This is a genomic window from Streptomyces cinerochromogenes (assembly GCF_014648635.1).
GTDB lineage: Bacteria > Actinomycetota > Actinomycetes > Streptomycetales > Streptomycetaceae > Streptomyces > Streptomyces cinerochromogenes.
In genome coordinates, this window is the sequence record NZ_BMRM01000003.1 from 16037 (window position 1) to 41454 (window position 25418).

Consider the following 25418-nt stretch of genomic DNA (forward strand, 5'->3'; position numbering starts at 1 on the left):
TTGATCGTGCGCGCCCCCCGCACTTGCGGGAAATGCATGCTCCTGCGGATCTATACGATGAGCGTATGCACCCTGACGTCGATCTGCGCCAGTTGCGCTGCCTCGTGGCCATCGTCGACGAGGGCTCCTTCACGGACGCGGCGATCGCCCTGGGCGTCTCCCAGGCCGCCGTCTCCCGTGGGCTCGCCTCGCTCGAACGCGCTCTGGGCGTACGGCTGCTCAGGCGCACCTCCCGCGAGGTGACGCCCACCGCCGCCGGCGTGCGCGTGGTGGCGCAGGCCCGCCGGGTGCTCGCGGACGTGTCCGAGCTGGTGCGCGAGGCCACCTCCGGGCACGCCCGGCTGCGCGTCGGCTACGCCTGGTCCGCGCTGGGCCGGCACACGGTCGCCTTCCAGCGGCGCTGGAGCGCCGCCCACCACGACACCGAGCTGCACCTGGTCCGCGTCAACTCGCCCTCCGCCGGGCTCGCCGAGGGTGCCTGCGACCTCGCCGTGGTCCGCAGGCCGCCGGACGACCGGCGCTTCGAGACCGCCATCGTCGGACTGGAGCGCCGGCTGTGCGCGCTGGCCGCCGACGACCCGCTCGCGCGGCGCCGTTCCCTCCGGCTCGCCGACCTCGCCGACCGGGTGCTGCTCGTGGACCGCCGTACCGGTACGGCCACCCCCGAGCTGTGGCCGGCGGAGGCCCGGCCCGTCACCGAGGACACCCGTGACGTCGACGACTGGCTGACCGTCATCGCGGCCGGGCGGGGCGTCGGGGTGACCGCGGAGGCGACGGCGTACCAGTACCCGAGGCCCGGCATCGTCTACCGGCCGGTGCGCGACGCCGAGCCCGTCGCCGTACGGCTCGCCTGGTGGCGCGACGACCCCCACCCCGGCTTCCAGGCGGTGCTCGAACTGCTCACCGAGCTGTACCGCACCGGCTGAGCACCCCGCGTTCGTGCGGACAAATTTGTTGACCATCTGGTTTGCGCGGGGGAGCGCCGAAGCGGTCGGAGGCGCGGTCGGCGATCAGACGGTGATCTACGCGACCGTCTCCATCCGCCCCGCCCCGGCGGGCCGGGGACCGCCGTCGGCTGGACCTCCGGCATCGCGGCCCCGCGCCCGGCCCGTACGGCCGGCGGATCCCGTGGCGGTCCGGCGTGCACGGCCACCCCGCGCCTACCGTCCAGTAATATCCGGCGGCAGACCACCAGAGGAGGAACCGTGCCCCGGTCCGAACGCTCACCCCTGCTGCTCGCCGGCCTGCTGGCAGCCGCGGGGGTCGCCCACTTCGCCGCCCCGCGCCAGTTCGACGCGATCGTCCCGCGGGCGCTGCCGGGTTCGCCCCGCGCATGGACGTACGGCAGCGGGGCCGTCGAGCTGGCCCTCGCGGCCGGGATCGCGGTGCCACGGACCCGGGCGGCGGCCGCGAAGGCGGCGGCCGCCTTCTTCGTCGGTGTGTTCCCGGCGAACGTCCAGATGGCCGTGGACTGGCGCGACCGGCCGGCACCGCTGCGGGCCGCGTCCCTCGCCCGGCTGCCCCTCCAGCTGCCCCTCGTGCTGTGGGCGCGCGGAGTGGCCCGGAACGGGGAGGGACAGTCGTGACCGAGCACCTCGCCGTCGGCGACACCGTCGAGGACTTCGCCCTGCCCGACGAGACGGGCACCACCCGTCGGCTCACCGAGCTGCTGGCCGACGGTCCGGTCGTCCTCTTCTTCTATCCCGCCGCCCTCACCCCCGGCTGCACCGCCGAGGCCTGCCACTTCCGCGACCTCGCCGCCGAGTTCGCCGCCGTCGGCGCCCGGCCCGTCGGGATCAGCGGGGACAGCGTCGGCAAGCAGCAGGAGTTCGCCGGCCGGCACGGCCTCGGCATGCCGCTGCTCTCCGACCCCGACGGCGCGGTCCGCGAGCGGTTCGGCGTCAGACGGGGCTTCTCCCTCGCCCCGACCAAGCGCGTCACCTTCGTGATCGCCCAGGACCGCACCGTCCTGGAGGTCGTCCGCAGCGAACTGCGCATGAACACCCACGCCGACCGGGCACTCGCCGCTCTGCGCGCCCACCAGGGCTGAAACCGGAGCGTCCCCGCCGCTCGCCGAACGCAGCGGTCGTCGACGCGTAGGGCACGGCGACCGGGCGGACGGCGGGCGCGCGGCTGCTCACCGGCCACCCGGCCGGCCTGCTGGGCAGGCCGGCCGGGTGGCCGCGGCGGGATCATCCGGGCCGAGCGGCCCCCGCCCGACGGCTTACTCGAACGCGCAGCCCGGGTTCGGCGCGTCCTCCGCGAACGGCGCGCCGTGCGGCAGCACGTACAGCACCTCGAGGACGAGCGGCGTGTCCCCCAGGTTGCGGCCGATGTGGACGTGGTCCGGGCCGGAGGGCTCCTTGATCGTCGCGCCCGTCCGGTACACGCCGTCCGAGCCGCAGTCCGCGTCGAAGTGGCTGAGGGTGCCCTGCTTCACGACGCCGTACAGCGGACCGTCGTGGTAGTGCCAGCCGGTGCCCTGGCCGGGCGGGATCGTTATCTCCCGCAGGGTGTAGTCGGTGCCGTCGACGGTGGTCCGGGCGAGGATCCGGGCCGTCACACCGGGCCCCGCCGGGGTCGCCCCGGCCGATCCGCAGGTCAGGATGGCGGCGGCGGTCAGCACGCCGGTCAGGGCGGTGCACAGTGCGGTGCGCATGCGGGAGCCTCCGGGGACGCGGGCGGACACCGTCGCGACCCTAGAGGCACGGCCCGCCCGCCGGGGGCGGAATCCTCAGATCCGGAAAGCCCGGAGACTCAGCGGCCCCGCGGCAGGGGCCTCACCGCCGCCCGGCGTCGGCGGCGACCTGGGCCAGAGTGCGTCCGGTCCGCACCGAACGGGCCCGGCGGGGATCGGGGGTACCGTGTCCGTCCGCCCGGGCGGGCCCCTTGCGCACCAGCAGCCAGGCGTCCTCCCCGTCCGCGCCGCTCCGGAAGCGGGTGAGGGCGTACTCGCCGTGCAGCTTGCTGCCGTGGAGCCGGAAGGTGGCGTGCCCGCGCTCCAGGGACTCGGCGAAGTCCACCGGACGCCCCCGGCGGTCGTGGCTGAGCGGCTCGTACGTCCCGCGGTCCCACACGATCACCGTGCCGCCGCCGTACTCGCCCTTCGGGATGACACCCTCGAAGTCCTCGTACTCCAGCGGATGGTCCTCGGTCGGCACCGCCAGCCGCTTGTCCGCCGGGTCGCCGGACGGGCCCTTCGGTACGGACCAGGACCTGAGGACGTCGCCCACCTGGAGCCGGAAGTCGAAGTGCATGCGCCGCGCGTCGTGGATCTGCACCACGAACCGCGGCGCGCCGCCCTCGGCCCGGGCCGCCCGCCCCGAGGGCTCACGGGTCCGCTCGAAGTCGCGCTTGCCGCGGTACGTCCGCAGCCGGTCCTCCTCCGCCACCACGGGCTCCTTCCGTCTCCTGCGTACGACGTCGGCTGCGTACGACGTCTGCTGCGTACGGCATCTCCTGCGTACGGCGCCTCCCGGCCCACGTCTCCCGCGCACGGGGTTCCTTCCGTACGCCGCCTCGGGCGCCCCGGGTACCCGCCCGGTGTGCCGTTCAGCCCGCGATGCCGTTCAGCTCGGCCAGCGCGTCGTCCGGCAGCACCAGGTCCGCCGCGGCGGTGTTCTCCCTCAGGTGCGCGGGCGAGGAGGTGCCCGGGATGAGCACGATGTTCGGCGAGCGCCGCAGCAGCCACGCCAGCGCCACCTGCTGCGGCGAGGCCCCCAGCCGTGCCGCCACCTCCGCCAGCGTCCCGGACTGCAGCGGGGTGAACCCGCCGAGCGGGAAGTAGGGCACGTAGGCGATGTTCTCCGCCGCGGTGCGCTCCAGCAGCGCGTCGTCCCGCCGGTCCGCCAGGTTGTACAGGTTCTGCACGGTCACCACCGGCGCGATCGCCCGGGCCTCGTCCAGCTGGGCCGCGGACGCCGTGCTCAGCCCCAGGTGCCGGATCAGCCCCCGCTCCCGCAGCCCGGCCAGGGCACCGAACTGGTCGGCGACGGAGTCCTCGTTCGGGGTGTCCATGTCGCCGAGCCGCAGATTGACCACGTCCAGGGTGTCCACGCCGAGGTTCCGCAGATTGTCGTACACCTGCGCCTTCAGGTCCTCGGGATGCCGCGAGACGATCCAGCTGCCGTCCGCTCCCCGGCGGGCGCCGACCTTGGTGACCAGGTGCAGGCCCTCCGGGTACGGGTGCAGGGCCTGCCTGATGAGCTCGTTGACGACGACGGGGCCGTAGAAGTCCGCCGTGTCGATGTGGGTGATGCCCGCCTCCACCACCGCGCGCAGCACCGCGACCGCCCGGTCCCGGTCGCGCGGCGGACCGAAGACGTGCGGCCCGGCCAGCTGCATGGCGCCGTAACCGACACGGGTCAGGGTCAGGCCGTCGGCCGGGGTGACGGTGCCGCCGAGCTGTGCAGTCATGTCGTACCTCTCAGGAAGCGTGCCGCCGGACCCTCCCGGCGGCCTCGCCTCCACCCTCCGTCCGGGCCGCCCGGCACGGCAGTGCCCCCGCGTTCCTGGGAGTGACAGGACCAGGCACCGTACCTTCGGCCGGCCGTACGGTGGTGCCGTGGACGGATCGAACGCGCTCGGCGAGTTCCTGCGCGCCCGCCGGGCGCTGGTACGGCCCCAGGACGTGGGCCTGCCCGGCGGCGGCCTGCGCCGGGTCCCCGGCCTGCGCCGCGAGGAGGTCGCGATGCTGGCCGGCATCAGCTCCGACTACTACCTGCGGCTGGAACAGGGCCGCGACCGCAACCCCTCCGCGCAGGTCCTGCAGGCCATCGCCCGCGTCCTGGGGCTCGACCCCGACGCCACCGCCCACCTCGTCGCGCTCGCCCAGGACCGGCCCGCGCCCGCCGCGCGCCCCGGGCGCCGGGCCGAGCAGGTCCCGACGAGCCTCCGTCTGCTCATCGACGGCTGGCCGCGCACCCCCGCCTACGTCCAGAACCGCTACACCGACTGCCTGGCCGCCAACGCCCTCGCCACCGCGCTCACCCCCAACTACACCCCCGGCGTCAACCTGCTCCGCGCCGTGTTCCTCGACCCCGCCGAACGCGCACTGCGCCGGGACTGGACGGACCTCACCGCGGAGGGCGTGGCCGCCCTGCGCTCCGCGGCCGGCACCGACCCGGACGACCCCCGGCTGCGCGACCTGGTCGGCGAGCTGTCCCTGCGCAGCGAACGCTTCCGCACCCTGTGGGCCCGCCACGAGGTCCGCCCCCGGCGCGGCCGGGTCAGCCACCTCACCCACCCCCAGGTCGGCGACCTCGACCTGCACTCGGACAAGCTGTCCGTGGACGGCACCGACGGACTCACCCTCGTCGTCTTCCACGCCGAGCCCGGCAGCCGCAGCGCCGAGCTGCTGGACATCCTCGGCAGCCTCACCGCACCCCCCGGGACCGCGCGGGACCGTGTGGAGGAGCAGTAGTCCACCGCCCCGGTCGGGACCGTGCCGGCCCGGATAGGGTGAGCGGCGATCGACGTGCACAGGCAGGGGAAGAGGGCGGCGGACGGCATGGGCGGCGGCGCGGACAGCAACGGTGTGGGCGGCGGGCGGCCCACCTCCCGGGACGTCGCCCGGCTCGCCGGGGTCTCGCACACCGCCGTCTCCTTCGTCTTCAACGGCCGCGCCGAGGGCAACCTCTCGCCCGCCACCCAGGAACGCATCCGGCAGGCCGCCGCCCGGCTCGGCTACCGGCCCGACCCCGTCGCCCGCGGTCTGCGCCGCCGCCGTACGGCCGTGATCGGTCTGGTCACCGACGAGATCGCCTCCTCACCGTTCGCCGGACGGCTGCTGCGCGGCGCCATGGAGACCGCCTGGGACCGCGACCACCTCGTGCTCACCGTGGACTCCGGCGGCGACCCGGCGAAGGAGGACGCGGCCGTCGCCGAACTCCTCGACCGGCGCGTGGACGGCATCATCTACGCCGCGATGTCCCTGCGCCGGGTCCGCGTCCCCGAGGGCCTGCACCGCACCCACTCCGTGCTCGCCAACTGCCTGCCGGAGGACGACTCGCTGCCCGCCGTCGTCCCCGCCGAGCGGGCCGGCGGCCGTACCGCCGCACGCCTGCTGCTGGAGGCCGGGCACCGCAGGCTGGCCGTGGTCGGCGGACAGGACGACATCGCCTCGGTGGAGCGGCTGCGCGGCTTCCGGGACGCGCTGCGCGCCGAGGGCGTCACCGTGCCCAGGGAGTGGGTCGTCCGCACCGGCGGAGAGATCACCGGCGGCCACGAGGGAGCCGTCCGGCTGCTCGACGGCACCGCCCCGCACCAGCGGCCCACCGGCGTCTTCTGCTACAACGACCGGGTCGCGGCAGGCGTGCTGCACGCCGCGACCCGGCTCGGGATCGCCGTACCCGGCGAGCTGTCGGTGGTCGGGTACGACGACCAGGAACACATGGCCGCCTACCTCACCCCCGCCCTCACCACCGTCGCCCTGCCGCACCGGGCGATGGGCGAGGCCGCGGCCCGGCTGCTGCTCGACGCCATCGACACCGGCCGCACCCCGCCCGCCACCGTACGGCGCCTCGCCTGCCGCGTGGTCAGCCGCGCCTCGGTGGGACCTGCTCCCACGCGCTGACCTCGGCGTCCCCTTCGACCACCAGCTCGGGCACGTCGTCCGGCCGGCGGTAGACCCGCTCGGTCACCGTCGCCCGGTCCGCCGCGAACAGTTCGAGCAGCGAGCCGTCGGCCAGGAGCCGCACGGACAGGGACGGGCCGGGCGGCACGCTCACCGTGAGCGGAGCCGCGCCCTCGGTACCCTCGCGGGGCCAGCCCGAGCGGTCCAGGACGACGGTGCCCGTGTCCGGGTCCAGCCGGACCGTCAGCGCCCGGTCCCGGTCCGCCGCCCGCAGCAGGGTGACCGTGGTGCTGCCGCGCGCGGTCACGGTCAGGTCGTACGCCGGCGGAAGCGGCACCGCCCGCCCCGGCGCGGTCGCGAACGGCTCGGTGGCGCGCAGGAGTTCCAGCTCGGGGGCGGGTGCGACCCGCAGCGCGCCGTCGGGGTGGACGTCGACGACCCGGGGCGCGGTGAGCGTGCCCGCCCAGCCCGCCGCCAGTACCGCCGCCTCGTCCCGCGCCTCCCACGACCAGCCCCACATCAGGGCCCGGCCGGGCTCCTGGAGGACGGCGGGAGCGTAGAAGTCCCGGCCGTGGTCGAGCCGGCCGCCGAGGCGGGGGAGAAAGCCCAGCCGCCCCCGCGCGTCCGCTGCCAGCCGGCCCGTGAGATATCCGGTGGTGCGGGGCTCGCCGTCCCACAGGGACACCACCAGGACGTGGTCGCCGGTGGCCGTCTCGAACAGCTGGGGGCACTCCCAGCCGACCGCCTTGTCCCCGAACGCGCCGGCGGCGACCGGATCACGGCCGTCCAGCAGGACGCCCGCGAACCGCCAGTCGGTCAGCTCGTCGCAGTCGTACAGCAGCACCGACGGGGTGCCGTCGGCGTGGCCGGCTCCGACGAGGGCCCAGCGCCGGCCGGCGTGCCGGAAGACGAACGGGTCACGGAACATGACCACGCCGAGTCCCGCGGGCGGTCCCGCGACCACCGGGGCGGGCAGGGGCCGCCAGGACAGGAGCCGGTCGTCGGCCGGGTCGGCGGCACGGGCCAGGCAGACGGTGCCGAGCCCGGTGTGGGTGCGGTCGACGCCGGTGTACACCGCCGTGGGCACCCCGCCGTCGTCCACCACACAGCCCGACCAGCAGCCCGCCTCGTCGGGGCCGCCGGGTGTCGGGGTGAGCGCGACGGGGTGGTGCTCCCAGTGGACGAGGTCGGGGCTGGAGACATGGCCCCAGTGGACATCGGCGTGCACCGGCGCGGCCGGGTTGTGCTGGTAGAAGAGGTGGTGGCGGCCACGCCAGCGGAAGGGGCCGTTGGGGTCGTTGGCCCAGCCCGCGGGCGGGCGGACCCGGAAGCGCGGGGCGGCCGGGTCGGGGGCGGGAGCGGTGGGGCTCAACGGTTGACTCCTGCGGAGGTGATGCCCTCGCGCAGAGGGCGCTGGCCGACGACGAACACGGCGACGGCGGGGATCATGGAGAGGACGACACCGGCGAGGACCACCGAGATGGAACCGGTGCCGAGGTTGCCCTGGAGGGAGACCAGACCCAGCGGCAGGGTGTAGTTCTGGCCGGAGGTCTCCAGGATCAGCGGGCGGAAGAACTCGTTCCAGTGGTAGTTGAAGGCGAGCACGCCGACGATGGCCAGGCCCGGCCGGGCCAGCGGCGCGTACACGGACCGGAAGATCCGCCAGGGCCCGGCGCCGTCCAGCATCGCCGCCTCGCCGAGGTCCTTCGGCATGCCGAGGAAGTACTGGCGCATCAGGAAGGTGCCGAACGCGGTCGGGAACGCCGGAACGATCAGACCGAGCAGCGTGTCGGTCAGCCCCGTCGACTTGAGCACCAGGAACACCGGGACGATCGTGACCTGCAAGGGGACCATCATGGTCGCCAGCACCAGACCGAACAGCGGTTTCTTGAAACGGAAGTCGAGCCGGGCGAACGCGTACCCGGCGAGCCCCGCGGTCACCATCTGGCCGAGGGCGACCAACGCGGTCACCAGGGTCGAGTTGAGCGCGAGGAGCCACACGTCGATCTGCTCGAAGACACCGTGATAGGCGGCGGTGCTGGGATGCACGGGAATGATCTGCGGTGGCAGCTCGAACGACTCCGCCGGAGTGCGCAGCGAGGTCGACACGGTCCAGACGACCGGGCCGAGGGTCAGCAGCGCGCACACGGTCAGCCCGGCGATCCGCGCCCACGGCCCGAGCGAGTGCCGGGCGCGGCTGAGGGTCAGGGTCGGTTGGCTCATGGGACTCACCCGGCTCACTGGTAGTGGACGAAACGCCGGCTGAGCCGGAACTGGAGGGCGGTGACCGCCATGATCAGCACGAAGAGCAGCACGCCCACCGCGGACGCCTCACCGAAGCGCAGCTGCTCGAACGCCTTCTCGTAGATGACCATCACGACGGTGCGGGTGGAGTCGCCGGGTCCGCCGTCGGTGAGGACGTACGGCTGCTCGAACACCTGGAGCGCGTTGATGATGCCGACCACCGACGCCACCAGCAGGGTGGGGGAGAGCAGGGGGAGGGTGACGGCGAGGTGCTTGCGCAGGCCGGTCGCGCCGTCGAGGGCGGCCGCCTCGTGGATCTCCTTCGGGATGTTGTTCAAGCCGCCCACGAACAGCAGGAACGAGAACCCGAACTGCTGCCACACGTACACGATGACCACCGTGGCCATCGCGCCGTGCTCGGAGGTCAGCCAGGGCACGGGAGCGAGACCGAACAGGCCGATCAGCCAGTTGACCACGCCGAAGTCCTGGTTGAACAGATACTTCATCACGACCGAGATGGACGCGGCCGAGAGCACCAGCGGAAAGAAGAACGCCGACCGGAAGACCGAGCGCAGCCATGCCGGCATCCGGCCGTTCAGCGTCAGGGCGAGCCCCAGCGCGATCAGGAGCTGCGCGGCGACCGCGAAGACCATGAAGACGAGCGTGTTGCGGAAGGAGACCAGGACGGTCGAATCGCTGAAGATCTCCCGGTAGTTCGCCGTCCCGGCGAAACCGGGCGCGTCGATCACGTTCCAGTGGAAGAGGCTCAGCACGACCGAACCGACGATCGGTACGACCGTGAAGACCACGATCCCGACCACGGTCGGCGCCAGGAACAGGGCCGCCAGCAGCCGCGTCCCCCGCTCCCGCGCCGAGGGCCGCACAGCCGCCGCGCCCGGGCTCGCGGCCCGCGTCCGGACGGCGGGGATCCGGGTGCCGGTGTCCGTCATACGTCACGCTCCATGGCCTTCTCCAGGTCCCCCTGCATCCGGCGCAGCGCGGGCCCCACCGCGCCCGGGCTCGCCAGCGCCGTCCCGGTGTGCTTGAGCAGCACCTGCGTCACCTCCGCGACCTGCGGCGGCGCCGGAATGGGCCCGGTGTCGGGAAACCTGTCGAGGGTGTCGTAGAAGACCCGCCAGTGCGCCGGACCGGTCTCCCGGTAGCGGGCGGTGGTCAGCATCGAACGGCGGGCCGGGGTCGTCTGGTTGGTGGTGAACAGCTCGCCCAGGGTCTCCCGCCGCGCGGAGTACTTGATGAACTCCCAGGCCTCGTCCTGCTTCTTCGAGGTGCGCAGCAGCGCGTAGCCGGCCGCGCCGAACTGGTGCCGCTGGGTGTGCCGGCGCGGGAAGTACTGCACGTCGAAGCCGTCGGCGCGCATCCCGGCCAGATGGAGGCCGCCCGCCCAGAAACCGCCGGCCGGGGTGACCCCGACCCGGCCGGTGGAGAACACCCCGATGAGGTTCTGGCCGTTGCCGCCCTCCGGCCGGGTGCACAGCCCGTCATGGACCAGGGAGGCGAGATAGTCGTACGCCTCCACCACCCGGTCGTCCGTGGCCTGCGGGGTCGTCCAGCGGAAGCCGCCGCCGCGGCCCCGGCGCCGGTCCGCCGGGTAGAAGGAGTCCCACAGCCAGGAGCCGCCCGGTGCCTTGGACTCCGCGAGCAGGTTGGTGCCGTTCGCGAACAGCCACGGGACCACCCCGCCCCACAGCCGGTTGGTCCAGAAGTACGGTGTGAAGTGGGAGTCGCTCGCCTTCTTCATCCGGCGCAGCAGGGCGGTGAAGTCGTCCCGCGTCCAGTCGGCGGCCGGGAAGTCGGCGCCGGCCCGCCGCAGCACCCGGGTGTTGAGGTACATGTCGGCGGCGTTGAACTCGATCGGCAGCTGGTACAGGCTGCCCTCGTACATCATCGACTCCACCAGCGAGGGGTGGACGTCGGCGAAGTACTCCTTCAGCTCGGCCGCGTCCCGCCGGACCCAGCGGTCCAGCGGGACACCGAGGTGCCGGGCGAACAACTGCACGCCCTCGGTGGCCACGTAGACCAGGTCGGGCGCGGTGCCCGCGGCGATCTGCGTGAGGATCTTCGCGAAGAAGTCCGACCAGTCCACGGCCTGCACCGCGTTGATCCGGACCTTGATGTCGGGGTGCAGCCTGCGGAAGCCGTCGACGAGGGCGCGGACCCCGGCCGGGGCGAACGCGGAACCCAGGGTCGCGACGACCAGCGAGCCGTCGTCGCGGCCCGGGATGTCGGCCCCGGTGAGCCGGTCCCAGCTCGCGGCGGTACCGGCGAGCGCGGCGGCCCCCGCGCCGTAGGCGCCGTACCGCAGCAGGGCGCGGCGGGAGAGGAGCGAGTCGGTCATCCGAACGTGCCTAACTCGTGTTAGTCGAGGAGTGATGCCCAGATCATGAGAAGCGGGCCAGAGCCGTGTCAAGGTGCGGGACGGCTTGACCTTTAACGAGTTAGGTCTACAGTCCTGGAAGCCGACGAACCGTCAGGAGGGGACGATCCATGACGCATGGTCCGAGCCGAAGAGCCCTGTTCGCCTCGACCGCCGCCGGAGCCGGCGCGGCGCTGCTGCCCGCGGTGCCCGCCCGGGCCAGACCGGGGACCAGGCCGGCGGCCGGATGCGCGCGGTACCGCGCCGACTACCACTTCACCGTCCCCGACCAGTGGAAGAACGACCCGCAGCGCCCGGTCTGGATCGACGGCGAGTACCACTGCTACTACCTCTACAACGCCGACTACCTGGACGGCGTCGAGGGCACCGCCTGGCGGCTGGCCACCAGCACCGACCTCGTCTCCTTCACCGACCGGGGGATCGCCGTACCCAAGGACACGACCGTCAACGGGGACGTGTGGTCGGGCTCCGCGGTGGTCGACACCGGCGGTACGGCCGGCTTCGGCGCGGGCGCGGTCGTCGCCCTCGTCACCATGTCACCCGGCGGCGGCACCGACCACCAGGAGCAGTTCCTGTACTACTCGACCGACGGCGGCCGTACGTTCACCCCCCACGGCACCGATCCGGTCCTCCCCAACCCCGGTGTGGCCGACTTCCGCGACCCCAAGGTGATCCGCGACGACGACCGCGACCGCTGGGTGATGGCCCTCGCCGAACGCAACAGGATCGGCTTCTACCACTCGCCCGACCTCAGGTCGTGGACGTACGCGGGCGGCTTCGTCAAGGACGGCATCGGTGTGCTCGAATGCCCCGACCTGTTCCGCATCACCGCCGACGACGGCACCGCGAAGTGGGTGCTGGGCGCGAGCGCGGACGGCACCGGCTCCGGGCAGCCCGCCACCTACGCGTACTGGACGGGTTCGTTCGACGGCGGCGCGTTCACCGCCGACTCCGCGGATCCGCAGTGGCTCGACCACGGCTGGGACTGGTACGCGGCGGTCACCTTCGAGAAACGCGACGCCCACGGCACACCGGACCCCGCCGGGCGCTACGCCCTGGGCTGGCTCAACAACTGGGCCTACGCGCACACCACCCCCACGATCGACAGCGACGGTTTCAACGGCACCGACTCGATCGTCCGCGAGATCACCCTGAAGACGTCCCCCTCCGGCGGCTACTACCTAGCCTCCCGGCCGGTCGCCGCACTCGACGGGTACGTCTCCCGCACTCTGCGCCTCGGCGACCTGACCGTGGACGGCACCCGCCTCCTGGACCACACCGGCGTCTCCTACGAACTGAGCACGGAGATCACCTGGTCCCGGCTCACCGGCGCGGGCGTCCAGGTGCGCCGTTCCCCGGACGGCGGGCGCCACATCGACGCCGGGGTCTACGGCGACTACGCCTTCCTCAACCGGCGCGGCACCGTCAACCCCGACACCGGTGGCACCCGGCAGGAGAGCCGCACACCGTTCGACGCGTCGGCGGGCCGGGTGCGGCTGCGCATCCTCGTGGACCGGACGTCCGTCGAGGTGTTCGTGGACGACGGCCGGTACGTGCACTCCGCCGAGGTGTTCCCGTACCTGGTCGACAACCGCCTGGCCCTGTTCACCGTCGGCGGCCCGGCCGTGTTCCGGAACACGGTGATACGGGAGTTCGCCGTCCCCCGGCAGGGAGCGCCCCGCTGACGGCCGGGAGGCGGGCCGTGACGGTCAGGAGGCGGGCCGCCACCCCAGTGCCGGGCCCAGCACGGTCGCCATGTCCGTCAGGATCTGCACGTAGTCCTCGTGCTCGAAGGTGAACGGCAGCGCGAAGGCCACCTCGTCCACCTCCCGGAACGCGGCGTGCGCGTGCAGCCGTTCGGCTATCTCGGCCGAGGTGCCGACCAGGTCCGGCGCGAACAGCAGCCGCGCCGGGCCCTGCGGGGAGACCGTCCTCGGGAGCCGCTCCGCCGCGTACGCCTCGTACCTGGCCCGCTGTGCGGGGCTCGCGGAGTCGGTGGGGATCACCACCAGGCCCTGGGAGACGCGGGCCGCCTCGCCGTCGGGGTGGCGGGCCCGGAACCGACGGATGTGGGACAGCTGGATCGCGGCGAAGTCCAGCGGCCCGTCGCCGTCCCCGGCCTTGACGACGCTGCTGGTCAGCAAGTTCATGCCGTGCTCACCGGCCCAGTGAGCCGAGCCCAGGCTGCCGCCGCCGTACCACATCCGCCGGCCCAGCCCGGGGGAGTGCGGCTGCACCACGTCCGAGTAGGTTTCGAAGCCCTCCGTCCCGCTGAAGCCGGTGGCGGGTGCGCCGCGCACGAAGTCCAGCAGCCGTCGCACCCGCTCGTAGCCGAACTCCTCGGCGTCCGCGGTGTCCGGGTACAGGGCCTTGCCGACCTGCTCGTAGTGGGTCGGCGGGCCCACGCTGACGCCCGGGTTCAGCCGGCCGCCGGACAGGATGTCCACGGTCGCCAGGTCCTCGGCGAGCCGCAGCGGGTTCTCCCAGCCCAGCGGGATCACGGCGGTGCCCAGCTCGATGCGGCGGGTGCGCTGCGAGGCCGCCGCCAGCACCGCGACCGGGGACGAGATGCCGTACTGGAGGTGGCGGTGGCGGACCCAGGCGCTGTCGAAGCCGAGCCGCTCGCCCAGCTCGATGATCTCCAGTGTGGACTCGTGGCCCCGGCCCGGGTCCGCCGGGTCGAACAGGCCGATGGTGAGGAAGCCCAGCTTGCGCAGCGGGCGGGCAGGGGACGGCATGGGCTCCTCCAACGGTTCCGCGTCGGCTCCCTCCCGATTCTCGCAGGCGAGTGTGACAACCGTGTGATCACTTCAGTGGGATGGCGACCTCGTCCTCGACCGGCGGGTCCAGTTCCTGGGCGCGGTTGCCGGTCGCGGCGTAGCAGCGCAGCCGTACCTCCTCCGGGGTGACGTCCAGCCGCAGGAAGCACTTGAAGAACGGCGGGCTGTAGGTGGCGGACGACGGCGAGAACAGCTGGGTGTACAGCTTGCGCACCGGCAGCCGGAACCGTGCGGCCCGGTCGGGGCGGCCGCCGGTTCCCAGCAGGGCCGCGACGAGGCGGGCGCGCCGGGTGACCCGGACGTCCGGGCCGGGTGTCCGGACCGGCTCGATGCCGAGCCGTTCGGCGACGACGGCCGTCGCCTCGGACTCGCTGAGGGTGAAGAAGCGGCGCAGGCGCAGCCGGCGGCCGTACAGCCGGCTGTAGAAGGCGAGCGAGTCGCCGCGCAGCGGGTAGCAGCGGAACTCCCGCTCGGTGACGTTTCCGACCGACACCCGCGGGATCGTGTGGGTGGCGTGCATGAACGCCCCGCCGCCGCCCGCGACGACGTACTGGATCGTGCGGCCGTCCACGTCGACGGGGTAGCGCTGGTAGTTGTGGATGTCGCCGCCGATCGCGGCCACGTAGTGGTGCTCGGGGTCCCGGACGATGTCGTCCACCGTGCCGCCGCCCTCGATGGGGCAGGGGTGGTGCTCGCCGTCGACGTACAGCGGGGAGCCGGTGACGAGGATCTTCGGCCGGGGCCCCTTGGATATCTCCCGCAGCCAGGCGCCCTGTTCGGCGTCGATGGTGCCCAGCAGGCCGGTGTCGATGCCGACGATCCGCACCGGACCGGCGTCGATCGCCCAGTACGGGCCCGGCTGTTCGGCCTGCTGCCCCGGCGCCGACCGCAACGTCCGTGCCTCGGCGAGCCGTTGCCCGTCGGTGGTGCGCGGCCGGTGCCACAGCAGGGAGCGCCACCAGGCGCGGGTGAGCGGGCGGGGCCGGGGCTCGGGGGCGAGGGGCGGGGTGTCGGCGCCGAAGACGCGCATGAACGCGCCGAGATCCTCGTACCAGTCGTGGTTGCCCGGCACCGCGTAGATGGGCGCGGGGTAGTCCTGGTAGGGGCGGAAGAACTTGTCGCCGTAGTCGTCGGCGCTGCCGACGGGGTAGATGACGTCGCTGGCGATCACGGCGAACTCGGTGTCCCGGCCCACCTTCAGGAAGCCCGGCACGACGGCGTACTGGGAGTCGTCCCCTTCACCGGTGTCCCCCAGGACCATGAAGGAGAACCGCTCCGGCACGTCCCGCCGGATCACCTTGTCGGCGGGCGCCCCCTCCGCCGCCCGCCGGGCCACCCAGCGGCTGCGGGTACGGCCGGTGGGGTCCCCGAACCAGGACGCCAGCACGCCGTTGCGGGCGGCCCACAGGATCCGGGGGTCGAGCCACGACAGCTTCCGGACGTGGGCCGGCATCAGCCGCCTGTAGGAGCCGGGTTCGGCCGCGCCCCAGCCGGCGCCCTGTGCGGTATCGCGTGAGGAGTCAGACACGCGGTGCACGGTAACAACGCGCCGGTCAGACCCCGTATGCCGGGGTCCCGCCCAACACCCCGCGGACACCGGCCGGTTCGCGCCCGGCACGCCCGGCCGCGCCGGCGTGCCCCTCCTGCCCGGCGGAACGGATCGCGGGGGACCCGCCTGCGCCGGCCGGGTCGTCGACGGGCGGGGGCCGGCCCCGCCCGGGCGGCCGTCACGGCTTCCGGGCCAGGCCCCCGTGCTCCGCGACGGTCTCCGGGGCGGGTGAGCCGGGGTCCGGGCGCCACCGGGTGACCGGCACGACGCCGGGTTCGATCAGTTCCAGGCCGTCGAAGAACGCGGTGATCTCCTCGACGGTGCGCAGGTTGTACGGGACCGCGCCGCTGTCGTTGTAGGCCGCCTGAGCCTGCTCGAAGACCGGGTCGACGCCGAGCGAGCCGTCGTCGACGACCAGGTGACTTCCCGACGGGAGTGCGGCCATGAGCCGGGAGACGATGGAGCGGGCCTGGTCGTGGTCGGCGACATGGCCCAGGATGTTGCTGAGGATGAGCGCGGTGGGCCGGCCGAGATCGAGGGTCTCGGCGGCGACGGCGAGGATGCGGTCGGGGTCGGTCACATCGGCGTCGACGTAGGCGGTCGCGCCCTCGGCGGAGGAGTGGAGCAGCGCCCGGGCGTGGGCGAGCACCATCGGGTCGTTGTCGACGTAGACGATCCGTGCCTCGGGCGCGAGCCGCTGGGCGACCTCATGGGTGTTCTCGGCGGTCGGCAGTCCGGTGCCGACGTCCAGGAACTGCCGGATGCCCGCCTCGGTGACGAGATACGTGAGGGTGCGGCGCAGGAAGGCACGACTGCTGCGGGCGATGGTGACGATACCGGGGAAGACGGCGGTGTACGCGTCGCCCGCCTGTTCGTCCACCGGGTAGTTGTCCTTGCCGCCGAGCCAGTAGTTCCAGATGCGGGCCGAGTGCGGCACCGACGTGTCGATCTTCTGGTGCGCGGCCGGCTCGGGCGGCGTGGCCGGATCGGTCATGGGTCGTGCCCCTCTTTCAGCCAATGCGTGGAACGGCCAGGCCACAACCTACGCCGAACGGCCGCCTCCCACCTCCCCCTTCACGACCGCGGGCGGATAGGGAAAACCCTCGATTGACCCGCCATGCGGTGACATGACTCGGTCAATTCTGTCATTCTCCCTGCGCACGCTGATCCGCCCCACCGTTGCACGGATCAGGCTCCCGCACAGCGCAGCTCACCCGGGCAGCAGACCCCCTCTGCCCGTCTGTCACCGGCCGCCGACCCGCGGCCGCAGCCGGAGGAGTACGAGTGAGACCCCACAGACCCCTTCCCCACAAGAGAGCCACCGTCGGCGCCGCCCTGGTCTCCACCGCGGCCTTCCTCGCCGTCGGGCTCCAGGCGGTTCCGGCGACCGCCGCACCGGCCGCCCCCCACCCCGGCCCGCTGCGCACCGGCGGCCTGGAGGCCAAGCTCAGCCCGGCCCAGCACCAGGCGCTGATCAAGAGCGCCCGGCAGCAGACCGCCGCCACCGCCCGCACCCTCGGCCTCGGCGCGCAGGAGAAGCTGGTCGTCCGGGACGTCGTCAAGGACAACGACGGCACCCTGCACACCCGTTACGAGCGCACCTACGCCGGCCTGCCCGTCCTCGGCGGCGACCTCGTCGTGCACACCCCGCCCGCCTCGGTGGCCAAGGGCACCGTGAGCACCACGTTCAACAACAAGCGGAAGATACAGGTCCGTTCCACCGCCGCGACCCTCACCAAGGCCGCAGCCGAGACCAAGGCCCTCAAGACCGCGAAGGCCCTGAAGGCCGAGAAGCCCACCACCGACAGCGCCCGCAAGGTGATCTGGGCCGGAACCGGCACCCCGAAGCTCGCCTGGGAGACGGTGATCGGCGGCTTCCAGGACGACGGCACCCCCAGCCAGCTGCACGTCATCACCGACGCCACCACCGGCAAGGAGCTGTACCGGTACCAGGCGATCAGGACCGGCACCGGCAACACCCAGTACAGCGGCGCCGTCACCCTGAACACCACGCTGTCGGGTTCGACGTACCAGCTGTACGACACCACGCGCGGCGGCCACAAGACGTACAACCTCAACAAGGGCACCTCCGGCACCGGCACCCTGATGACCGACGCCGACGACGTCTGGGGCGACGGCACCGGCTCCAACGCCCAGACCGCGGGCGCGGACGCCGCCTACGGCGCGCAGGAGACCTGGGACTTCTACAAGAACACCTTCGGCCGCAGCGGCATCAAGAACGACGGCGTCGCCGCCTACAGCCGCGTCCACTACAGCAGCGGCTACGTCAACGCCTTCTGGGACGACAGCTGCTTCTGCATGACCTACGGCGACGGCTCCGGCAACACCCACGCCCTCACCTCGCTGGACGTCGCCGGCCACGAGATGAGCCACGGCGTCACCTCCAACACCGCCGGCCTGGAGTACAGCGGTGAGTCGGGCGGCCTGAACGAGGCCACCTCGGACATCTTCGGCACCGGCGTGGAGTTCTACGCGAACAACTCCAAGGACGTCGGCGACTACCTCATCGGCGAGAAGATCGACATCAACGGCGACGGGTCGCCGCTGCGGTACATGGACAAGCCGAGCAAGGACGGCGGCTCGGCCGACAGCTGGTACTCCGGCGTCGGCAACCTGGACGTGCACTACTCCTCCGGCCCGGCGAACCACATGTTCTACCTGCTGTCCGAGGGCAGCGGCACCAAGGTCATCAACGGTGTGACCTACAACAGCCCGACCTCCGACGGCGTCGCCGTCACCGGCATCGGCCGCGACGCCGCCCTGAAGATCTGGTACAAGGCGCTGACGACGTACATGACGTCCAGTACCGACTACGCCGGCGCCCGTACCGCCGCCCTCAACGCCGCCGCCGCGCTGTACGGCACCAACTCCGCGCAGTACGCCGGGGTGGGCAACGCCTTCGCCGGCATCAACGTCGGCAGTCACATCAACCCGCCGAGCAGCGGGGTGACGGTCACCAACCCGGGCAGCCAGTCCGCCACCGTCGGCACCGCCGTGAACCTGCAGATCCAGGCGAGCAGCACCAACAGCGGCTCCCTGACGTACAGCGCCTCCGGTCTGCCGGCCGGCCTGTCGATCAACAGCTCGACCGGTCTGATCTCGGGCACGCCCACCACGGCGGGCACGTCCAGCACCACCGTCACGGTGACCGACTCCACCGGCGCCACCGGCACCGCCACCTTCGGCTGGACGGTCAGCACGACCGGCGGCGGCTGCACCTCGACGCAGCTGCTGAGCAACCCCGGCTTCGAGTCCGGCAGCACCGGCTGGACCGCGACCAGCGGCGTCATCACCACCGACAGCGGTGAGGCCTCGCACGGCGGCTCCTACAAGGCCTGGATGAACGGGTACGGCTCCGCGCACACCGACACCCTCTCCCAGTCGGTGACGATCCCCGCGGGCTGCAAGGCGACCCTGACCTTCTACCTGCACATCGACACCGCCGAGACCGGCAGCACCGCCTACGACAAGCTGACGGTGACCGCGGGTTCGAAGACCCTCGCCACCTACTCGAACGTCAACGCGGCCTCCGGCTACACCCAGAAGACCTTCGACCTGTCCTCGCTGGCGGGCTCGACGGTCACCCTGAAGTTCAACGGCGTGGAGGACTCCTCCCTCCAGACCAGCTTCGTCGTGGACGACACCGCCCTGACGACCGGCTGAGCCGGCACCGACGACAGCGGTCCCGCACCCGGCCGTCCGGGTGCGGGACCGCGCGCGTGTCAGCTCAGCGGATCCAGCGTCAGGTACGCCTGCTGCGGGCTGCCGTCGTGCACCAGCGACTCCTGGTTGCCGACGTCGTCGAAGGCGAACGCGTACGCCTTGCCGTCGGCCGCCTGCGCGTGGATCTCACGCGCGTAGTGGTTGGTCACGGCGTCCTGGTAGAAGTTCGCCGTGGTGGTGTCCGGCTGGTTGGGGTTGACCAGCAGCGTCGACCGGTTGAAACCGGCGCACAGGGTACGGGAGATGGGCCCGCGCACGTTGTCGTTGGGCGCGTCCAGCAGCTTGTGGCAGCCGAAGATGCTGGAGGCGTCGGGCTTCTGGAAGCTCGTGACGACCGCGCCGGAGGAGTTGGTGAAGTTCATGACGTTGCCCGAGACACGGCCGTAGTACTTGGTGTTCGGCTGGTCCGCGAACGGCGTGACGGTCAGGGTCGAGGTCGTGTACTTCTGCCAGACCCGGTTCACGTAGTCGTCCATCACGTTCGCCGGCAGCGCGCCGGTCTCCACGCCGTACAGCGGGGACAGCGCGCGCAGCACGGTGCCGTCGGAGCGGGTCTGGACCAGGTTCGCCCAGCCGCCCGGCCGGCCGCGCAGCGCGTTGAAGAAGCCGCTCCAGCCGCCGGGCTTCAGGTGCCCGGTGCTGCTCACACTGCCGTCGGCCCGCTGCACCCCGACCGCGTACGGCGCCGAGAACATGTCCACCTGGGTGCTGTTGAGCCACAGCCCGGAGTCGTTGAGCGTGTACTCCGACCAGTTGAAGAGGATGTCCCGGTTGGGGTCGGAGGGGTTCTGCACGGCCGGTTGCACCAGTCCGCCGGTGGTCAGGCGGAAGTCCAGCTTGCGGCCGTAGGAGAAGTAGATCCGGCCGGAGAACTTCGGGACGCGGATGGTCAGCGACTGGCCGGCGGCCGGGCCGGGTATCGCCGCGTCCGGCGCGGGGGTCGGCGGGTTGCCGCCGGCCGGCCAGGCGTGGAAGGCGCCGCCCGCGTCCGCCCAGCCCTGGCGGCCCGAGGACAGCTGGGTGCCGAGGTCGTAGAGGTAGACCGGCTCGGAGCGGCCCGAGTTGTTGGTGATCTTCAGGGGGATGGTGTCGGGGACGGCGGCTTCGGCGCGGCCGGGTGCGCCGAGGGCCACCAGTCCGCCGAGCAGCGCCGTGGCGGCCGCGAGGGGCAGCGCGCGGCGGGTGAGCCTGTGAGGCACTCTCCACCTCCGTGTGGGGTCGGGGTGGCACGGAATTGGTCCGTACCGGCTTGAGAGCGCTCTCAGATTCGTCGTGAGATGCGTTCATGTCAACCACATGGACAGGAAACGGAGGCCGGGAACGGCCCGGCGCCCGCCTGTCGGCGGGCGCCGGCCGGGCCTCAGAACGTGCGCTTGAGCAGGTCGAGCAGCGCGGCCCAGTGCCGCTCGTCGGCCTCGCGGTCGTACGCGGGCGTGTCCGCCTGGGTGTAGCCGTGCCGGGCGCCGCCGTACACCTCGCAGGTGTGCCGTACGCCCGCGGCCGTCAGGGCCTCCTCGAAGCGCGCCATCTGCTCCGGGGGCAGCGACGGGTCCTCGTCCGCGTGCCCGAAGTACACCTCCGCCGTGATGCTCGCGGCCTGGAGGTGCGGGCTGTCCGGGTCGTCGGTGGCGAGGGCGCCGCCGTGGAAGCCGGCCACCGCCGCGACCCGGTCCGGATGGGCACCCGCGGTCCACAGCGCGAGCCGGGCACCCATGCAGTAGCCCGTGACCGCGACCGGGCCGGCCGTCGTGAGCGGGCTGTCGGCCAGCCACCGCAGGTAGGCGTCCGCGTCCCGCCTGACGAGGTCCGGTGTCAGGGCGGACAGGATCGGGCCGAGCCGCTCCCAGATGGTGGGGTCGGCGCCCGGGTCGATGAACTCGGGCAGGTCCACGACCGGCGTCCGGCCCAGGCGGTGGAACACGTTCGGCACGAGCACCGTGTAGCCGGCGCCCGCGAGCCGGTCGGCCATCGCCCGCAGGTGCGGGCGCAGGCCGTAGGCGTCCTGGTAGAAGAGGACGGCCGGGCGGGGACGGCCGTCGGCCGGATGGGCGAGGTAGGCGTCGGCGACGCCGTCCTCGGTGGGGATGTCGACGGTGGTCGCCCGGACATCGGTCATGGTGAGCAAGCCCTCCCTCGGGAACGGGCGGCGGGCGGCGGATGCCCGCCCGGCGCCGCGGCTACGGCCATGCTGTCACGCCCTGTCCGGGCCGTCGCACGGGGTGTCCCGCCGGTTCACTCGAAGCGGCTCGGGTCCCCGGCGCCCCGTCGGACGATCTCCGCCTCACCGCCCGAGAAGTCGACCACCGTCGTCGGCTCGGTGCCGCAGTCACCGGAGTCGACCACCGCGTCCACCGCGTGGTCGAGCCGGTCCTTGATCTCCCAGCCCTGGGTCATCGGCTCCTCCTCGTCCGGCAGCAACAGCGTGCTGGACACCAGCGGCTCGCCCAGCTCCGCCAGCAGAGCCTGGGTGACCACGTGGTCGGGGATGCGCACGCCCACGGTCTTCTTCTTCGGGTGCTGCAGCATGCGCGGCACCTCGCGGGTGGCCGGGAGGATGAAGGTGTAGCTGCCCGGCGTCGACGCCTTCACGGCCCGGAAGACGTCGTTGTCCACGCGGACGAACTGGCCGAGCTGCGCGAAGTCCCGGCACATCAGCGTGAAGTGGTGCCGGTCGTCCAGCCGGCGGATGGAGCGGATCCGGTCCATGCCGTCCCGGCTGCCCAGCCGGCAGCCGAGCGCGTAGCAGGAGTCGGTCGGATATGCGATGAGCGCCCCCGAGCGGACCGCGTCGGCGACCTGGCCGATGCTGCGGGGCTGCGGGTTGTCGGGGTGCACGTCGAAGTACTTCGCCATCCACCGAGCTTATGCGGTCATCCGGCCCGGGCCGCGCAGCCGGGTGCCGGGGTCGGGGCAGCTGTGACCGTCCGGCGCGGCTCGGCCGTGTGCCCGGGCCCGCCGTGCCGAGCCCGTCCGGCCGCTCCCGCTTCCCATGTCCGGCCGGAAGTCATGTGGCCGGCCGGGCCCGCCCTGCCGGTCGCTCCCGCTTCCCCGAAACGTTCGGAAGTCGTGTGCGTACTTCCCGGATCCCGGGGCAAGCGACCTGTGAGCCGCCCAGGGCCTTCCCCCCGCCCCGGGCATGGCGTCTCCGCCGGCGGCCCACCCCCCCCCGGGCCGCCGGCGGAGCCTTGTCCGCAGGCACCGGCCTCCGCCTCAGCCCTCCAGGTGAACCGGGATCTCCTCCCACCCGTGCGCGATGAACGACGGCACGTGGCGCAGTCGGCCGGGCTCGACGGCGAGGCGCAGCGCGGGGAATCGGGAGAACAGGGCCGGCAGGGCCGTCAGGGCCTCCAGGCGGGCCAGCGGAGCGCCGATGCAGCGGTGCACTCCGATGCCGAACGCCAGGTGGTCCTCGGCCGCCCGGGCCGCGTCGAACGCGGCCGCGTCCGGACCGTAGTGCGCCGGGTCCAGGCCCGCCGCGGCGAACGTCGTGATGATCGCGTCCCCCGCCGGAATCGTCACGCCCGCGACGGTCAGCTCCTCCACCGCGAACCGCAGGGGCAGCGCGGCGATGGACGGGTGCACCCGCAGCGTCTCGTCGACCACCGCGTCCCAGCCGACCGCTCCCGAGCGCACCGCCGCCAGTTGCTGCCGGCTGCTGAGCAGCGCGACCACGGCGTTGCCGATCAGGTTGACGGTGGTCTCGAAGCCCGCCCCGACCACCAGCAGCAGCGTGTGCAGCAACTCCTCGTCGGAGAGCCGGTCGCCGTCCTCGTCCCGCACCCGGATCAGCTCCGTGGTGATGTCGTCGCCCGGGTGGCTCCGCCGGTGCTCGATCAGCGCCCCCAGCACCGTGCCGATCCGCTCGTGCACGGACGCCGCGAACTCGGGGCTCGGGTCGGAGGTGTCCATGAAGTCGGCGATGAGACGAGCCGCGCCGGCCCGTAACTCCTCCGGCACGCCGAGGAGCTCGCAGATCATCCGCATCGGCAGGGGATGCGCGAGCCCGGCCCGCAGATCGACCGTGCGGCCGTCGGCCCCCGCCGCCTCCAGCGCGTCCAGCAGCTCGGCCGTCAGGGCGGCCACGCGGGGCCGCATCGCCTCGGTGCGCCGGTGGGTGAAGCTCGGCGCCACCAGTTTGCGCAGCCGGGCGTGGTCGGCGCCGTAGGTGGAGAGCATGCTGACCACGCCCACCCAGTTCGCCATCCAGCTCCAGGACGGATGCCTGTCCAGCTCCGGCCACAGCCGCCAGTGCAGGCGCGCGTCCTTGCTGACGCGGGGGTCGAGGATCAGCTCCCTGAGGGAGTCGTAGCCGGTGGGCGCCCAGGCGGGAATGCCGCCGGGCAGCTCCACGGGGACGACGGGGCCGAGAGCGCGCAGCCGGGCGCTCTCCGCCACGAGGTCGGAGCCGAAGGGGTCCAGGGCGATGCGGTCGGTGACGGTCACGACGGTCTCCAGACGGTCGGCCTTTCACGAGACGGTCCCCGTCCATTACACCGCGTCATCGGCCGTACGCACACGTGCGGGACGATATCGCCGGAAAACTGGCCGAGTTGGCGCTCATCGGCACTCATCCGGCCGCCGACGCGGCCGGCAGGTCGAAGACGTGCCGCGGGGAGATGATCTCCGTGACCGCCCGGCCGAACAGCGTGCTCGGCTCCTCGCCGTCGTGGTCGATGTCGGTGTTGAGGAGCACCACCAGGGTGGTGCGCGTCGAGGGGAGGTAGATGGTCAGCGACTCGTAGCCGGGCAGGGAGCCGTTGTGGCCGATCCACCCCCGCACGTTGAAGATGCCCAGCCCGTAGCCGACGTGCGGGATGGGTGTCGCCGGGGTGGTGAGGCGCTGCCGCTGCGTGGCGGCGCTGATCATCCGCTTGCCGTCGGGCAGTTCACCGGTCGCGACCGTGCGCGCCCAGATGTGCAGGTCGTCCAGTGTGGACACCATCGCCCCGGCCGCCCAGCCCCAGGAGGGGTTCCAGCCGGCGGTCTCGGCGGTCTTCCCGTTCGCCGTCTGGTCGGTGTAGCCCTGGGCGTGTGGGGCGGGGAACGCGCTGCCTTCCGGCAGGAGCGTGTCCTTCATGCCGGCCGGGTCGAGGACGTGCTGCCTGAGGTAGTCCCCGAGGTGCCGGCCGCTCTCCTTCTCCACGACCAGGCCGAGCAGGATCAGATTGGTGTTGCTGTAGGAGAACTTCCGGCCGGGCGGGAACAGCAGCGGGTGCCTGAATGCGTAGGCGAGCAACTGCCGTGGTGTGAAAGGGCGTTGCGGATCGGACGTAAGGGCCTTGAAGAAGTCGTCGTCCTCGGAGTAGTTGAACAGCCCGCTGCGCATCCCGGCCAGTTGCCGCAGTGTGATCCTGTCGCCGCCCGGTACGCCGTCGACGTACTGTCCGATCGTGTCGTCCAGGCCGACCTTCCCCTGGTCCACGAGTTGGAGCAGCGCCGTCACGGTGAACGTTTTCGTCTCGCTGCCGATGCGCGTGTACAGGTCCGGGGTCATCCGCCGGCCGGTCGCCTTGTCGGCGACGCCGAACGAACGGACGTAGCCGCGCTGTCCCGGTGTCCAGACGCCGACGGTCACGCCGGGCACGTGCGCCTCGCGCATCACCCGCCGCACGGACGCGTCGAGCCGGCGTGTCACGTCGGGGGAGAGGGGGCGGACGTCCGGCTCGGAGGCGGAGGCGGAGGCGGAGGGGGCGGGGGTGGGGGTGCCGGCGGCGAACGCGGCCGGTACGGCACCCGTCACGGGCCCCGCCGTCACCGGGGCGAGCAGCGTGCCGGACAGTACGGCGACCATGGCCCCCCGGCGCAGGCGTGCGGACGTGGGCGACATGGGCTGCCTCCAAGAGGCGAGAGTCGATGGCCGTACGCGGGGGCGGCCGTCGGGGCCCGAAACGTGCCCAGCCGGGCCTTCTCGGCCGGCCTGACCGGTCGGACGTTCCCGGCCGGATCTCCCCAGCATAGGAGCGGGGGGCGCGCGCCGCGCGCCGGCTGCCCGCACCCTCAGGAGCCCTCAGGGGCGAGCACGCACCGTGCCGCCAGGAGCGAGCGCATACCCCCAGCGAGTACGTACCCCCCGCTCGGAGCGAGCGCGTTCCCCGCCCGGAGTGAGCGCGTTCCCCCTCCCCGCCAGGATCG

The 25418-nt window shown here is 72.8% G+C and carries 22 protein-coding genes; 7 read left to right on the plus strand and 15 right to left on the minus strand.

From position 1 onward, the window contains the following. Positions 1–65: 65 nt before the first annotated feature. The 3 genes from IEZ20_RS06730 to IEZ20_RS06740 all read left to right on the plus strand — a co-directional run bounded on the left by IEZ20_RS06730 (position 66) and on the right by IEZ20_RS06740 (position 2050). Complete coding sequence (locus IEZ20_RS06730; protein ID WP_189295433.1) at positions 66–926, plus strand: LysR family transcriptional regulator; 861 nt, start codon at positions 66–68, stop codon at positions 924–926. Positions 927–1205: 279 nt separating this feature from the next. Beyond that, entirely contained in the window at positions 1206–1586 is a 381-nt protein-coding gene (locus IEZ20_RS06735; protein WP_189295434.1) for a DoxX family protein, read from the plus strand. Further along, positions 1583–2050, plus strand: coding sequence for a peroxiredoxin (locus tag IEZ20_RS06740; RefSeq protein ID WP_189295436.1), 468 nt, complete (start codon positions 1583–1585; stop codon positions 2048–2050). Before IEZ20_RS06735 ends, IEZ20_RS06740 begins: the two co-directional genes overlap by 4 nt. Before the next feature lie 174 nt (positions 2051–2224). On the opposite strand, the gene IEZ20_RS06745 is transcribed toward IEZ20_RS06740, so the two are convergent. The 3 genes from IEZ20_RS06745 to IEZ20_RS06755 all read right to left on the minus strand — a co-directional run bounded on the left by IEZ20_RS06745 (position 2225) and on the right by IEZ20_RS06755 (position 4416). Continuing rightward, a complete protein-coding gene (locus IEZ20_RS06745) occupies positions 2225–2659 on the minus strand; it encodes a cupin domain-containing protein (protein ID WP_189295438.1) in 435 nt (144 codons plus the stop codon). Between the two features lie 121 nt (positions 2660–2780). Next, positions 2781–3392, minus strand: coding sequence for a DNA polymerase ligase N-terminal domain-containing protein (locus IEZ20_RS06750; protein ID WP_189295440.1), 612 nt, complete (start codon positions 3390–3392; stop codon positions 2781–2783). A 160-nt stretch (positions 3393–3552) separates the two neighbouring features. Then, entirely contained in the window at positions 3553–4416 is an 864-nt protein-coding gene (locus IEZ20_RS06755) for an oxidoreductase (RefSeq protein ID WP_189295442.1), read from the minus strand. 148 nt (positions 4417–4564) lie between these two features. Between IEZ20_RS06755 and IEZ20_RS06760 the strand changes: the two genes are divergently transcribed. Both IEZ20_RS06760 and IEZ20_RS06765 read left to right on the plus strand, forming a co-directional pair. Beyond that, complete coding sequence (locus IEZ20_RS06760) at positions 4565–5422, plus strand: helix-turn-helix domain-containing protein (protein ID WP_189295444.1); 858 nt, start codon at positions 4565–4567, stop codon at positions 5420–5422. Between the two features lie 87 nt (positions 5423–5509). Next, positions 5510–6574: a LacI family DNA-binding transcriptional regulator gene (locus IEZ20_RS06765; protein ID WP_189296182.1), complete on the plus strand. Its 1065-nt coding sequence runs from the start codon at positions 5510–5512 to the stop codon at positions 6572–6574. Here IEZ20_RS06765 and IEZ20_RS06770 read toward each other — a convergent pair. Genes IEZ20_RS06770 through IEZ20_RS06785 form a run of 4 tightly spaced genes read right to left on the minus strand, consistent with a single transcriptional unit; the run spans position 6537 to position 11174 of the window. Beyond that, positions 6537–7946 carry a glycoside hydrolase family 32 protein gene (locus IEZ20_RS06770; RefSeq protein WP_189295446.1) on the minus strand — a complete coding sequence of 470 codons (1410 nt, stop codon included), beginning with the start codon at positions 7944–7946 and terminating at the stop codon, positions 6537–6539. The two genes, IEZ20_RS06765 and IEZ20_RS06770, sit on opposite strands and share 38 nt — an antisense overlap. Continuing rightward, entirely contained in the window at positions 7943–8797 is an 855-nt protein-coding gene (locus IEZ20_RS06775) for a carbohydrate ABC transporter permease (RefSeq protein ID WP_189295448.1), read from the minus strand. Before IEZ20_RS06775 ends, IEZ20_RS06770 begins: the two co-directional genes overlap by 4 nt. 14 nt (positions 8798–8811) lie before the next feature. Beyond that, a complete protein-coding gene (locus IEZ20_RS06780; protein ID WP_189295450.1) occupies positions 8812–9768 on the minus strand; it encodes a carbohydrate ABC transporter permease in 957 nt (318 codons plus the stop codon). Continuing rightward, positions 9765–11174 (minus strand): extracellular solute-binding protein, encoded by a 1410-nt coding sequence (locus IEZ20_RS06785; RefSeq protein ID WP_189295452.1) that lies wholly within the window; start codon positions 11172–11174, stop codon positions 9765–9767. The genes IEZ20_RS06780 and IEZ20_RS06785 overlap by 4 nt, the downstream gene beginning before the upstream one ends. A gap of 149 nt (positions 11175–11323) precedes the next feature. Between IEZ20_RS06785 and IEZ20_RS06790 the strand changes: the two genes are divergently transcribed. Further along, positions 11324–12898 (plus strand): glycoside hydrolase family 32 protein, encoded by a 1575-nt coding sequence (locus tag IEZ20_RS06790; protein ID WP_189295454.1) that lies wholly within the window; start codon positions 11324–11326, stop codon positions 12896–12898. Positions 12899–12922: 24 nt separating this feature from the next. Here IEZ20_RS06790 and IEZ20_RS06795 read toward each other — a convergent pair whose 3' ends face one another. The 3 genes from IEZ20_RS06795 to IEZ20_RS06805 all read right to left on the minus strand — a co-directional run bounded on the left by IEZ20_RS06795 (position 12923) and on the right by IEZ20_RS06805 (position 16536). Continuing rightward, the gene (locus tag IEZ20_RS06795; protein ID WP_189295456.1) at positions 12923–13951 is read right to left on the minus strand and encodes an LLM class flavin-dependent oxidoreductase; all 1029 of its coding nucleotides are present in this window, start codon (positions 13949–13951) and stop codon (positions 12923–12925) included. Positions 13952–14018: 67 nt separating this feature from the next. Then, complete coding sequence (locus IEZ20_RS06800; RefSeq protein WP_189295458.1) at positions 14019–15521, minus strand: metallophosphoesterase family protein; 1503 nt, start codon at positions 15519–15521, stop codon at positions 14019–14021. 199 nt (positions 15522–15720) lie between these two features. After that, positions 15721–16536: an SAM-dependent methyltransferase gene (locus IEZ20_RS06805; RefSeq protein WP_189295460.1), complete on the minus strand. Its 816-nt coding sequence runs from the start codon at positions 16534–16536 to the stop codon at positions 15721–15723. Between the two features lie 290 nt (positions 16537–16826). Here IEZ20_RS06805 and IEZ20_RS06810 point away from each other — a divergent pair, with 290 nt between their 5' ends. After that, entirely contained in the window at positions 16827–19226 is a 2400-nt protein-coding gene (locus IEZ20_RS06810; RefSeq protein WP_189295462.1) for a M4 family metallopeptidase, read from the plus strand. 59 nt (positions 19227–19285) lie between these two features. On the opposite strand, the gene IEZ20_RS06815 is transcribed toward IEZ20_RS06810, so the two are convergent. The 5 genes from IEZ20_RS06815 to IEZ20_RS06835 form a co-directional block, all read right to left on the minus strand. After that, positions 19286–20485 (minus strand): glycoside hydrolase family 64 protein, encoded by a 1200-nt coding sequence (locus IEZ20_RS06815; RefSeq protein ID WP_189295464.1) that lies wholly within the window; start codon positions 20483–20485, stop codon positions 19286–19288. A 161-nt stretch (positions 20486–20646) separates the two neighbouring features. Further along, entirely contained in the window at positions 20647–21402 is a 756-nt protein-coding gene (locus tag IEZ20_RS06820; RefSeq protein ID WP_189295466.1) for a dienelactone hydrolase family protein, read from the minus strand. A 116-nt stretch (positions 21403–21518) separates the two neighbouring features. Further along, a complete protein-coding gene (locus tag IEZ20_RS06825; protein ID WP_189295468.1) occupies positions 21519–22139 on the minus strand; it encodes an L-threonylcarbamoyladenylate synthase in 621 nt (206 codons plus the stop codon). Positions 22140–22496: 357 nt separating this feature from the next. Beyond that, positions 22497–23729 (minus strand): cytochrome P450 family protein, encoded by a 1233-nt coding sequence (locus tag IEZ20_RS06830; RefSeq protein ID WP_189295470.1) that lies wholly within the window; start codon positions 23727–23729, stop codon positions 22497–22499. A 124-nt stretch (positions 23730–23853) separates the two neighbouring features. After that, positions 23854–25113, minus strand: a complete 1260-nt coding sequence (locus tag IEZ20_RS06835) for a serine hydrolase domain-containing protein (RefSeq protein WP_189295471.1) — start codon at positions 25111–25113, stop codon at positions 23854–23856. Positions 25114–25418 lie beyond the last annotated feature (305 nt).